Source organism: Streptomyces sp. NPDC002588 (assembly GCF_040295925.1).
Lineage (GTDB): Bacteria > Actinomycetota > Actinomycetes > Streptomycetales > Streptomycetaceae > Streptomyces.
The window spans coordinates 1-12,165 of record NZ_JBEOWF010000089.1 but is presented as its reverse complement, the minus strand read 5'-3'; the positions used below and the strand labels follow the sequence as shown (position 1 = coordinate 12,165).

The window sequence follows — 12,165 nt, the reverse complement described above, 5'->3', positions numbered from 1 at the left end:
AGCCCGAACACCCGGCGGTCCTCCGCGGCCACCGGGCACACAGTCATGTCCACACCCACCCTGACCTGGTGATATTTACGCGTCAGAGTCAAGCTGAAGGTCCCGCAGGAGGTCCTGGTGCCGCCCTTCGCTCTGCCCGCCCCACTCGCTCTGGCCCGCGCAGTCACTGCCGTCCCCGAGTCGCCAGGCTGGACGCTCGAGCCGAAGTTATGGATGGGGTTTTGTTCTGTCCGCTGTCCACTGCGGGCATGGGGCAGGGCCCTCCGGTGTGAAGGGCCCTGGACCAGTGGTGGCGTCGGTTCTGGCACCGTGCTCCGACGCGGTCGCGAACGCGTCGTCCAAGCTTTCGATGGTGCCCTGCGCGGCGATACGCAGGGCACCGTGTCCGGGATCGCCCGCGCCGCGAGCGCCGCCCGTCGCGGCCTCAAGCTCTTCTCTCAGCTGCCGGTTCCCCAAGGTGGTCCGCCAGATGTGGCAGGCGGCGAGTGCCGCCACCAGGCGCATAGGTCAGGACCAGAGGGACGCCGGTGGCCTGCGGCCTGAAACGCCGCGTCCCGCCTCCGCACTCGCCGGCGATGACCCTTTTCGGTTCACGCGCTGTCGGCGGGCAGCGTCGGGTAGTCGGTGTAGCCGTGGTGGTCGCCGCCGTAGAAGGTGGCCGCGTCGGGGGTGTTGTAGGGGCCGCCGGCTGCGAGGCGGGCGGGCAGGTCCGGGTTGGCCAGGAACAGCGCGCCGAAGGCGATGATGTCCGCGGTGCCGTCCGCGATGTGGGCGAGTGCGCTGGGGCCGGTGGTCTCGGGGTGGGTGAAGGGGTTGAGGATGAACGCCGTCGGCCAGACCTTGCGCAGCCGGGCGGTCAGGTCGCGGTCCGGGCTCTCGACCAGGTGCAGGTAGGCGAGGTCCAGCCGGCCGAGTCCGGCGATCAGGGTGGTGTAGGTCTCCAGCACGTTGGCCGGGTCGGTCTCGGCGATGTCGTTGTAGGGGTTGCCGGGGGAGATACGGAAGCCGGTCCGGTGGCTGCCGATCGCCTCCGCGATGGCCGTGGCGACCTCGATACCGAAGCGGGCCCGGTCCGCAGCGCGACCTCCCCAGCCGTCGGTGCGCAGATTGGTGTTGGGGGCGAGGAACTGGTGGATCAGGTAGCCGTTCGCCCCGTGGATCTCCACGCCGTCGAAACCGGCGGCTATCGCGTTGCGCGCGGCGTCGGCGTAGTCGGCGATCGTCTGGGTGATGCCGTCCTGATCCAGTTCCTTCGGCGTGACGTAGTCCTGGGGGCCCTGGTAGGTGAACACCTGACCCGCCGCCGTAACCGGGGAAGGGGCGACGGGGAGGAGTCCGTCGGGCAGCAGGCTGGGGTGGCTGATCCGGCCGGTGTGCATGAGCTGCGCGAAGATCGTGCCGCCCTGGGCGTGGACGGCGTCGGTCACCTTCCGCCAGGCGTCGACCTGCTGGGCGGAGTGTAGGCCGGGGGTGCTGGCGTAGCCCTGACCGCCGGCCGACGGCTGGATGCCCTCGGTGATGATCAGGCCGGCGCTCGCGCGCTGGGCGTAATAGGTGGCCATCAGCTCCGTCGCCGTGGCTGCGGGAGCGTCGGCGCGGCTGCGGGTCATCGGCGCCATCGCGATGCGGTTGGCGAGCGTCTTGCCGCTCAGGTCGATCGGGTCGAACGCGGTGGTCATGGCAGCTTCCTTCGAAGAGTGGGTCAGGTGAAAGAGACAGGCGGCGGCACGTTCCCTGCGGGGTGGCGGGGAACTGGCGATCGGCAAGGCCAGGGTGGGCCGCCGCTGGAAAACAGTCATAGGCGTCAGCTGTGGCCGAAGGCCGCCGCGGTGGCCACGCACGAGAGCGATGTGCTCGCCGAGGTCACTGAACGCAGGCTGCTGACCAGGAACTTGCGGACCGTCAACGCCCTGACGGACCCGACGGTCCCCGAGCCGGTGATCGCCGCTGTGACCGCGGGCTCAAAGGGGCGGGCACAGTGTCGCCGGTCGGGCGCCTGTCCATGGGTGAGTGGGGCTGCCGCATGGACAGGCGTGACCGCGGGCCTCAAGCCGCTTCGAGGAAGGGGTAGTCGGTGTAGCCCTCGGCGCCCGGCCCGTAGAACAGTTCCGGCCGCGGCTCGTTCTCCGGGTGGCCACCCTGCCAGCGCTCGACCAGGTCGGGGTTGGCGATGAGGGCCCGGCCCACGGCCACGGCGTCGGCGTGGCCGGCCTCGATCTGCTGGAGCGCCTGCTCGCGGGTGGTCTGCCCCCCAAAGGGGCCGTTGTTGACGATCAGCTTGCCGTCGAAGCGCCGCCGCAGCTCCTGTACCAGGTCACCGCCCGGCTCAGCGTGCAGTACGGAGAGGTAGGCCAGGCCCAGCGGGCGCAGTTGGTCCATCAGGGTGCCGTAGGTGGCCAGGACGTCGTCCCGGTCGGTCTCGAAGACGTCCCCGAGGTCGACCTCCGGCGAGATCCGCAGCCCGACCCGCTCGGCACCGACGGCCTGGGCGACCGCCGTGACGACCTCGACGACGAAGCGGGCGCGGTTGTGCGGTGAGCCGCCGTACTCGTCGGTGCGCTGGTTGGCCGCCGGGGAGAGGAACTCCTGGAGCAGGTAGCCGTTGGCGCCGTGGATTTCCACGCCGTCCGCTCCCGCCTCGATGGCCCGGCGGGCCGCGGCGACGAAGTCCTCCAGGGCTGCCCGGATCTCTGCGGTGGCCATCGCTTCCGGTACGGGGTAGGGCTGCTCGCCCTTCTCGGTGAACGTCTTGTTGTCGATGGCGATCGCGCTGGGGGCGAGGATGCGGCGGCCGCCGTTGATGTCGGGGTGGGTGCCGCGGCCAGCGTGCATGATCTGCAGGACGATGCGGCCGCCCTCGGCGTGCACCGCCTCGAACACCCGCCGCCAACCGGCCGCCTGCTCGTCGGTGGCGATGCCCGGCTCACCGACATACCCCTGCGACGCGTGGTTGGGGTAGGTGCCCTCGGTGATGATCATTCCGGCGCTCGCCCGCTGCCGGTAGTACTCGACCATCAGGTCCCCGGGGACTCCGGAGGAGCCGGCCCGGACCCGGGTCAGCGGTGCCATGACGATGCGGTTGGCGAGCTCGATCTTCCCGAGCGAGACGGGGGAGAAGAGCGACGGGACGGGTGAGACTTCTGAGATGTTGACAGTCATGGGTTTCTTTCTTTCTGCAATACGGAGGAGAACGGGATGAAGGCCCGCTGACGGCGACGCGGCTGCACGACCGCGAGCCGGGTGTGGGTGGTGCTGGCGGCGAACGCGGCGAGAACCGCATGCCATCGGCATCGACGCCGGCCAAGCGCAACTGCCCGCCGCAGTACGGGCGTTCGCTGCTTGCACACGATCAGCAGTCAGCCAGGTGACGAAGTCACGGGTGCCGCCGCCGGAGTCGGTACGGATCGGTGTCTGCAGGCCGCGCCGCGACCGACTCCCCCGACGCGCCCCCGCGAAGGACCGATACACGGCTCACCTGGAACGCGCTTTCCGGCGGTCGCGGGAACAGCGATCTCAGTGCTCCTCATGCTCACCGGCCTGAGGCCTTCCGCCGGCCGATCGCCCCTCGGACAGCCTGCTCCACGAAAGCGCGGGCCTAGCTGAGCGGCACGTCCGCGACGGCCTTGAGGTGGCTGAACGTCTCCAGGGAATACCGGCCGTGGTAGCGGCCCAAGCCGCTTTCGCCGACGCCGCCGAAAGGCAGTCCCGGCATGAGCAGCTGTATCACCGGCTGGCCCCAGGCGACGCCGCCGGAGGACGTCTCCTTCACGAGGCGCGACTTGATGGCCTCGGAGGTGGTGAAGGCGTAGAGGGCGAGGGGCTTGTCGCGTTCGTTGATGAAGGCGATGGCGGCATCGAGGTCTTCGACTTCGACGACGGGGAGGATCGGACCGAAGATCTCCTCCTGCATGATGGGCGATGCGGGGTCGACATCGGTGAGCACGGTCGGTGCGATGAACAGGTCGTCGCGGTCGTGCTGGCCTCCCACCGCCGCCCGGCCGGAATCCAGCAGACGGGTGAGCCGGTCGAAGTGCCGCTCGTTGATGATCCGGCCGAAGCCGGCTGAGGTCTGCGGGGTGGTACCGAACTGGGCTTCGACCGCGGCGCGCAGGGCGGGGACCAGCGCGGCGGCGGTGGCAGGATCGGCCAGTACGTAGTCGGGGGCGATGCACTGCTGCCCCGCGTTGCCGAACTTGGCGCCGACCAGCCGCTTCGCGGTCTCGTCCACGTCGGCGTCGGGCGCCACGAAGACCGGCGACTTGCCCCCGAGCTCAAGCGTGACCGGGGTGAGGTTCTTGGCTGCCGCTGCCATGACGATCCGGCCGACCGTGCCATTGCCGGTGTAGAAGATCTGGTCGAAACGCTGTGCCAGCAGGGCCGTGGTCTCCTCGGCGCCCCCCTCGACCACGGTGAGGACGTCGGCGTCGAAGTACTGGCGCAGCAGGCGTGAAGCGACCGCCGAGGTGTGCACCGACATCTCGCTCGGCTTGGCCACCACGGTGTTCCCGGCGGCCAGCGCGCCGATGATGGGGTCGATGAGAAGGTGCAGCGGGAAATTCCACGGAGCGATCACCAGGACCACCCCGAGCGGGTCGTACGTGGTGTAGGCCGTGGTCGTGGGACCGAAGTGGGCGGGAACCTCCACCGGGCGGGGCTCAAGCCAGCTCTCGAGGTTCGCCAGTGCCTCGTCGATGTCGGCGACGGTGAAGTCGATCTCCTGCATTTTCGCCTCGGCGGCGTTCTTCCTCAGATCCGCCCAGAGCGCATCGAGCAGCTCCTGCTCGTTCTCCACCAGCAGTGCCCGCAGCCGCTGCAGCTGGTCGACGCGCCAGTCCAGTGGGCGGGTGACACCGGTGTTGAACGTCGCACGAAGGCGGCCCACCACCTCCGCAGCCGTCTCGCTCTGGTGCGTCCTCGACTCGATCCCCTGTGTTGCGCTCATGGGATGTACTCCGTTCTTGATCCAGGCCACGCCCTGGCCGTCTTCCAGCCGGGCACAGTGGCCAGCGTGCTGGACGATCCGGCATCCACCCAGGTCACGGCTTTGCGTACGCGCGCGATGCCTACCACTGGTTGGGTCAGGAAGGTGTGCGTCCGACCGTGGATACTCGAGACATGGACGAATACCCCGAACCGGTGCACGAGCTGGCCGCCGGCGCTCTGGACCTGCGTGCCGAGCTCAGTGAGTTCCTGCGCACCCGACGCGCCCGGCTGAAGCCGGAAGACGTGGGACTGCCGGACTACGGGCGGTACCGGCGGGTACCGGGGCTGCGCCGCGAGGAGCTGGCGCAGCTGGCCGGGGTGTCCGTGGCGTACTACACACGCCTGGAGCAGGGCAACGGGCGGCACGTGTCGCCGGAGGTCCTCGACGCCATCGCCCGCGCCCTCAGGCTGAGCGACGCCGAGCACGCCCACCTCACACACCTGGCGAAGCCGAAACAGAAGAAGCCGGCTGGCCGCACCCAGCAGGTGCGGGGCCCCCTGCGGACGCTGCTGGACACCATGGACGGTGTTCCGGCGATCCTCGTGGGGCGGCGCTCGGACATCCTTGTCTGGAACCGGATGGCCGCGGCGGTCTTCGGCGACTGGGCCGAGCTGCCGGCCAGGGAGCAGAACTGGGCGCGGCTGGTTTTCCTTAGGACCGAGTACCGCGACCTGTTCGTGGACTGGGAGCACAAAGCCAGCGACGTCGTCGCTCAGCTGCGCATGGACGCCGGCTCCCATCCCAACGACCCCCGGCTGTCCGCGCTGGTGGGCGAACTCTCCGTCAAGAGCGAGGAGTTCCGGCGGCTGTGGGCCACCCACGACGTCAAGGAGAAGTGCCACGGTATCCAGCGCCTGCACCACCCGCTCGTCGGCGAACTCGATCTCCGCCTCGAGTCGTTCCACCAGGCCGACGACCACGAGCAGATGCTGGTGACCTACCACGCCGAACCGAACTCCCCGTCGGCGGAGGCTCTGCGACTGCTGGCCAGCTGGGGCGCGGACGCGACCCGGGCGGGAACGAGCACGCCGTCGGCACGCACGGCTTGATCAACTCCCCTTGATCACCGGTAGTCGGCTGAGCGCCACGCCCAGCGACCTTATCCACGCCAGGCGCCTGCGGGAGGGTGTCGCATTCAGGACGGCCCGGGTGGCGCGGGCCTGCTGCGGTGGGGCAGTGGAAGAACGGTGCCGCCGCTGCGCAGGGCGTTCGTTTTCGAGAGCCAACTGGCGGATGGCCTCCTCGTACAGGGCGAGAGTGCGGCGCAGGTCGGTGTTCTCCTTCCGCAGCCGGCTCAGGTTGGCTTCCGTACGTACGTCGGATCCGGAGGGTTCCGTCGGCGTCGCAGGCCGGGCCAGCGCCGGGATGCGGGGCCGGAAGTGCACGTCGATCAGGTCGGCGTAGTGCCGGTGGAAGGTGGCGTGCGGGATGTCCAGGAGCCGCTCGATCGCGGTCACGGTGGGGCGCCGTCCGCGGGCTGCGGCCTCGGCAAGGACGGTGTCGATGGCGGCTTTGACGGTCTCGGTGCCGGGCAGGGCACGTTTCACTCGGCGGTCTCCGGGGTGTGGCGGGTGAGGAACGCGGCGGTGGCGCGGCGCTGTTCCTCAAGGCGGTGACGGACGTAGGGGGCGAGGCGGTCGCTGTCGGCGAGGGCCTCGTCCAGGCGGGCGAAGTGACCGGTGAGGGCCTGCCGGTTGGCGGGCGTGAGAGCGGTGTTGCGGCAGACCAGCGGTTTGCAGTCGGCCATGACGGGCTGATCGGCGGGGCCCTCGGAGATGCGGCACAGGGCACGGTCGGGGTTGTAGACGCAGGTGATAAAGGTGCCCGGGTACAGGCGGGTGTCGTGGCGGGCCAGGATGCGGCGCAGGCGGGCTTCGTCGGTGACGACCTGGCCGTCGAAGACGGTGTGGCGGGCGAGCTCGGCGAGCCGGGCTTCGGCTTCCTCTCCGGCGGGGCCCGTCAGGGACGGCCGGTCGTCGTCGGCGCCCAGCTCGGCGAGGAACTGGCCGCGGGCGAAGGCTTCTTCGGCCTCGACCTCGTCGCGGAAGCCGGAGTCGCTGGTGCCGGCGTAGCCCTCGAACATCTGGATGCGCTGGTGGCGGTACTGCAGGGCGCCGGCGATGGTGCCGCCGGGACGGCGGGCGATGAACCAAGCCAGGGTGCGACGGAACTGCCGAGGCGTCAGTCGCAGCAGGCGTCCGTTGTCCTTGGGGATCGCGTCCAGGCGTGCACTTGGCCAGTGCGGTGATGTCCTTGATGGTGGTGGCGCTGGTCCGCACGCGCCCGGCCCCGTGGTGGCGTTGATGGTTGGCCGATTTGAGCGGGTGCGCGAACAGGTAGGGTTCGTCGGCCGGCTGGCAGCGTTCAAGGACGGCGACGGCTCGTGCGACGGGAGCGGTGACGACCCAGGTGGCGGCCGCGCCGTGGACGCCTTCGCCCTTGAAAGCCAGTCCGTGAAGCCGGTAGCGGTAGATGTGGCCGTCGGTGTCGCGTTGGGCGCTCACGCAGCCGCGCTGCAGGTGTTTGATTACTGGCGCAGGGGGGTTATTCCCACTGTGCAGTATTCCCGTGACATGTTGTCCTCTTCGTCCGAAACCATCACTTGGTCAGGTCTTGCTTGTCTGCTCGTTGGCCTGCTCACGGCAGTCCCGCAGCGAGTGCGGGACTGCCCCTGACCTGGTTCAGTCTGCCTTTGTGTATGTCAACTGCTCACCGTTCACGCGCCGGAGCCGGCCATCGGGCTGCAGAGTGACGGTGCTGGCGGCACCTGGGGTGCAAGCTGACGCCGGTTCGGCCACGGTCACTGTGGACGGCCCGATACGGAGGGGACCGTCGCCCGTGGGTGTTGAGGCCAACTGCGCTGTGAAGACACAGTGATACGTGCCGCCGTCCTTGGTGGGGCCGTCTGCTGTGAGCAATAGAACTGTGTCGCCGACGTCGCCTTGCTGGATGACGAGACGGCGGGTGTGGTGTCCGGAGGCGTCGTCGATGCTGCTGTCCCAGGTGCCGAGGTATTGCTGAGGGACCTCGCTGGCTACCGGCGCCGAGGACGTCTGGGTACTGGGCGGTGGCTGTGCGGGCGGGCTCTGCTCGGGGCTGGAATCTGAGCTGCTCAGCCGTGAGATACCGAAGTAGGACCCGATCCCAACGAGCATGGCCAGTAGCACCGCTCCGACGATTAGGAGGGCTGGTGGTGCACGTCGGAACTTCTTCGGACCGGTCGGTGGCAGTGACGTTTCGGAGGATCTGTCACCGGCGGGAAGGCCGGTGGAGGGCAAGGATTCACCGCACACGCTGCAATAGGGGGCCGGCTTGACCTCGTGGTCATTGGGACAAGCGATCACTACGGGAGCACCGCAAATTGTGCAGAACTTAGACGCCTCCTTGTCAGGCGGCGGCATATGCCCGTTCGTGCAATGGAGTCGAGGTTGGCCTGCCACTACTAGCTCCCGAATACATTGAGACTTCACTTTCTAGTTCCACGCAATAAGCGTCAGCTCGCTCGCGTCTCCCAGTCCGAGTGGGGATACCTATCGGCTTCCTTTGCCCAGCCGAATATCTGGTGGCGCAGGATCTGGTTGCGCCTCTCCACCCACCCTTTCATGAGCGCCATGTCAATAATCCACCAGATGAACATGACTCCAAAGAAAACAAATCCGACGAGAAGGAGGCTTCCGATGGCGCCAAGGATGAATAGAATCACATAGATCCACCACAGCGGCTTCCCGGCGTACAGCCTGTGCAGTCCGATAGGGAAGCCTATGAGGCCCGCCACGTACCCTGTCAGCACGGCGAGCTTCCGGGAATCGTACTCTGCGTAAAGAGCGTTCGAATTGATCTCCCTCGCTTGGTTAACATATGCCCGTTCTGGAACGGCGGGGGCCGCGGAATCCAAGCCCGCCTCAGTTCTTGGCTTGCGTGTATCAATCCCACCTTCCGGTGCAATTCGGTGGCCGCAAATAGCGCAGAATGTGTCATCGTGCGCAGCCAGCGCGCCGCAATGGGGGCAGCTAATAGCCTCCGACATCGTCCATCACGCTCCTGCCTGGCGGGTCGAGCCGCGGAGCCCAGGCATCGCCTACCCACGTTAGACGGCGAGAGGGCATTGTGTTTTCAGCTCGCATTGACAAGAAAATCGGCGAGGCGCTTAGTGCCGCCTGACTGAACGTAGCGAAGATGTGGGCACCAGATTGTGTCGATCAGACCTTTGGCGGCCAGTTCACAGTTCCTTAGATCTGATTCATCTCCTCTCGTGAAATCTACTAGGGAGAATCGGCAAATTGGGTCGCTCACGGCGCGCCCTGCTCCTGGCAGGTCATATGAGAGGCACAAACTTTGATGCCTGACCCCGGGAGGAAAATAAGGATTGATTACGTAGTTTGGAAGCAGCTTCGGGATGATTCCAGCTTTTTTGAACTGCGGATCGCCGAGTACTGCAACCCCCGAGATCTTATCCAGAACTTCTTTGGGTGCGCTCTTCAGGTACTGGTGAATCACCCATGCGCCCTGCGAGAATCCGGCGAGAACATAGTGCTCCGTACCTCGACAATCGCTTATCCTGCTTGCGAGTTGCCTCTTCAGTGCAGCGGCCCCGGCAACCACCTCTGGCCGTTCTCCTTTGAACCTCTCTTTCACGTATTCGGCAGGCCCGAATTTAGGAAACTCTGTCCTTGGGTAGGCAATCGCTTCGCCGTCTACTGACACGTCAGGGTCGGCATCGTTTATGCCCTTTACGTAGTTATTGTATACGTCTTGGACTGTGTTCCCCCAGTCGCCCGCTCCACCCTCGCCTAGACCGTGCCCGCCAAAGAAGTAGAGGTCTCGGCAATGCTCGGGTATCGGCTGTCTGGTGCTGGCAGTCGCCTGATGCGTTGCTATGCCAAAGCAGAGAACCAGTGCCCCGAAGCAAAAAGCTAGCTTCCTGAGCATATGAGTCCCCTTTGGATAGGAGTGCTCACTTAGCTTTGGGACCGCACCACACTGCGCCGGGCCCGTCAACAGAAGGGAGCGCCTGGCGCGTTGGCCCAGAAGGAAAGGAACGACCAAGTCTGGGCTCCGATGCGCCCATCGACGACGATTTCGGCACATCGCTGGAAGTCTTCTGTTGCTGATTGCGTGACCCGCCCGAAGTCTCCGTCCTCGTCCAGGCCGGCGCCTATAGCTTGATTTAGGTAGCACTGAGCTTGTTGGACTGCTGACCCGGATGACCCCAGGTGAAGGTTCGGTCGACTATCGGTGTAGTTGCACACGTCGTCCGGTCCCTGGGCCACGAGGGTCGTTGGACGGTTTAACGTGTGTGCGGCCTGGGGGCTGGTCACTGCGACGGTCGCAGAAGTGCCGTGCGATGCCGCTACAGCTGGAGCTCCTGCAAGGGAAATTGGAAGAGCCAGGGCCGCTGCAGCGATGAGCATACGTTGCATCCTGATCACCTCCGGGAAGGTGCCCTTTTCTCATCGTGCGCCCCCCTAACTCGGGTTGCATCTCGGGGAGGGCTGCGCCCCGCTTCATGAGCCCCAGCCTTAGGTACCTGACACTGCGGCTCACCCCCCGGCTCTGCTGGCCTGCTCTACGGGTCTTCCGCCCGAGCAGCGAGGTATTCAGCCCAGTCGCGTCGGGCGTAGGCGACCCAGCGGAGGGCGGTGTGGCGGTGCATCCCGGTCACGTCGGCGAGGATCGGGCTGGGGAGATCAGCAGCGAGGGCGGCCAGCGCCGCGTTGCGAGCGGTACGAACAGGGATGCCGTGCCGGCCCAATTTCTGGGTCATGGCGTGCGTCGAGATCGGCCTGCCCGGGACCATGCCCGGGAAGAGCCACCGTGGGCCCGGCTGAACTCGTGAGAGCTGCGGCCGCAGCTGGGGCTGTTCGGCAAGTTGACGGAGCAGTTCGGCGAGCCTTGGCGGCAGCAGGACGGGGTGGCGGCCCAGCATGAGGTGGGCGTGCTTGTCGTCGAACTTGAGGTGCTCGGGCGTCAGATGGCAGAGACGTTCGGTGGACGGACCGAACAGCAAGGTGATCGCACCGGCAGCTTGGACGTCCGTGGGCAGGGCATCGTCGGTCAGGCAGCTTTGGAGGAGGGGCCACCGGTCGTCCTCGTCGAGCAGGTCTTGGGGCTGCTCCTGCCTCGGGATGGAGGGGACGGTCAGTTCGCGGGTGAGGCGACGGCTCGTGGTCCATTTCAGGAAGTATCGGATCAGGTAGCGGCGTTGGCTGGTGGCTCCGGCGATCCAATCGTCGATGTGTTCTTGGGCGAGGTCGGCGAGGACCAGGTCGCGTTGGTCCATCCAGGCCAGGAAGTCCAGGGCGACGCTGACGCGGCGCCGCAGGGTCGCGGTCGGCGGAGGCGGGATGGTGGCGGTGGGCGGCCCGTTGGCGTGCTCGTCGAGCAGAAACCAGTGCAGGAACGGGCGGGCGAGGTTGGCGTGTGCGGCCGGCTTGTCAGCTAGTTCGTGCTCCAGCCAGCCCGGGATGCGTTCGAGGTCCTCGTGGCGTTCCTTCAAGATGCCTGTGTGAACGAGGAGTTGTCGGATGTAGCGCTGGTTCCGACTGGGCGGGAGCTCGTCCAGCAGTTCGTGACTGAGTTCGTGGCCCTCGGCCGCGAGCCGGGCGAGGAGCTTGGTGTTCGGGCTCTCCTTGATCCACTGGATGGCGGGGAACGGTGAGGGAGCGTCCATCAGCGCGGCCGCGAGCGGTTCCATCTGTGGGGTGACCGTGCCGTCGGGTCCGGCCAGCAGGGCGTTGACTCGTTCGGCGAGGACGCAGTGAGCGCATCGGCCGCGGCTGTGGGGATTTCCCGCCCGGCCGCACTGCTTGCAGGTGTAGTCGGCGGCGAAGCCGACGCAGGGTCCGCAGACCTCGGTGCCGTCGTCACCGCGCGCGATCAGTGGCTGGATCATGCGGCAGCGCGGGCACTCGGCCGGTGACCGGAGCACGGCGGTGTAGCAGGTCATGCAGACCGGCCCGATCGGCCATCGAGCGTTGACCGGCTTGGTCCGGCCGCAGCGGGCGCACGGCTCGCCGGTGCGGTGTCGCTGGTAGCACGTGGCGCAGATCGGCTGGCCCTGTGGATCGCGGCTGATGCTGGGGAGGGCCGTCGTCAGCCCTGGGTGGCCTGGTTGGCGCCGTAAGCACGGCTGAGGGTGTCTACGATGCCTGCCTTCGCCTCCTGGAACTGTGCATCGTCAA

At 67.1% G+C, this 12,165-nt stretch carries 10 protein-coding genes and 1 pseudogene; 1 reads left to right on the top strand and 10 read right to left on the bottom strand.

Annotation, left to right across the window (positions count from 1 at the left end):
- Positions 1-590: 590 nt before the first annotated feature.
- The 3 genes from ABT057_RS48430 to ABT057_RS48420 form a co-directional block, all read right to left on the bottom strand.
- Entirely contained in the window at positions 591-1,679 is a 1,089-nt protein-coding gene (locus tag ABT057_RS48430) for an alkene reductase (protein WP_352351698.1), read from the bottom strand.
- 367 nt (positions 1,680-2,046) lie between these two features.
- Positions 2,047-3,159 carry an alkene reductase gene (locus ABT057_RS48425; RefSeq protein WP_352351696.1) on the bottom strand — a complete coding sequence of 371 codons (1,113 nt, stop codon included), beginning with the start codon at positions 3,157-3,159 and terminating at the stop codon, positions 2,047-2,049.
- A gap of 436 nt (positions 3,160-3,595) precedes the next feature.
- A complete protein-coding gene (locus ABT057_RS48420) occupies positions 3,596-4,942 on the bottom strand; it encodes an aldehyde dehydrogenase family protein (RefSeq protein WP_352351694.1) in 1,347 nt (448 codons plus the stop codon).
- Positions 4,943-5,115: 173 nt separating this feature from the next.
- On the opposite strand from ABT057_RS48420, the gene ABT057_RS48415 reads away from it, so the two are divergent.
- Positions 5,116-6,033 carry a helix-turn-helix transcriptional regulator gene (locus tag ABT057_RS48415; protein WP_352351692.1) on the top strand — a complete coding sequence of 306 codons (918 nt, stop codon included), beginning with the start codon at positions 5,116-5,118 and terminating at the stop codon, positions 6,031-6,033.
- Here ABT057_RS48415 and ABT057_RS48410 read toward each other — a convergent pair whose 3' ends face one another.
- The 7 genes and pseudogenes from ABT057_RS48410 to ABT057_RS48380 all read right to left on the bottom strand — a co-directional run bounded on the left by ABT057_RS48410 (position 6,034) and on the right by ABT057_RS48380 (position 11,876).
- Entirely contained in the window at positions 6,034-6,531 is a 498-nt protein-coding gene (locus ABT057_RS48410) for a hypothetical protein (RefSeq protein WP_352351690.1), read from the bottom strand.
- Complete coding sequence (locus ABT057_RS48405) at positions 6,528-7,067, bottom strand: hypothetical protein (protein WP_352351688.1); 540 nt, start codon at positions 7,065-7,067, stop codon at positions 6,528-6,530. Before ABT057_RS48405 ends, ABT057_RS48410 begins: the two co-directional genes overlap by 4 nt.
- 1,410 nt (positions 7,068-8,477) lie before the next feature.
- Positions 8,478-8,879, bottom strand: a complete 402-nt coding sequence (locus ABT057_RS48400; RefSeq protein WP_352351702.1) for a hypothetical protein — start codon at positions 8,877-8,879, stop codon at positions 8,478-8,480.
- Positions 8,880-8,936: 57 nt separating this feature from the next.
- Positions 8,937-9,011, bottom strand: a pseudogene (locus tag ABT057_RS48395) (zinc ribbon domain-containing protein); the annotation flags it as partial.
- Positions 9,012-9,097: 86 nt separating this feature from the next.
- Positions 9,098-9,913, bottom strand: coding sequence for a cutinase family protein (locus tag ABT057_RS48390; RefSeq protein WP_352351686.1), 816 nt, complete (start codon positions 9,911-9,913; stop codon positions 9,098-9,100).
- Between the two features lie 65 nt (positions 9,914-9,978).
- Complete coding sequence (locus ABT057_RS48385; RefSeq protein ID WP_352351700.1) at positions 9,979-10,395, bottom strand: peptidoglycan-binding domain-containing protein; 417 nt, start codon at positions 10,393-10,395, stop codon at positions 9,979-9,981.
- Between the two features lie 155 nt (positions 10,396-10,550).
- Positions 10,551-11,876, bottom strand: a complete 1,326-nt coding sequence (locus tag ABT057_RS48380) for a hypothetical protein (RefSeq protein ID WP_352351684.1) — start codon at positions 11,874-11,876, stop codon at positions 10,551-10,553.
- Positions 11,877-12,165 lie beyond the last annotated feature (289 nt).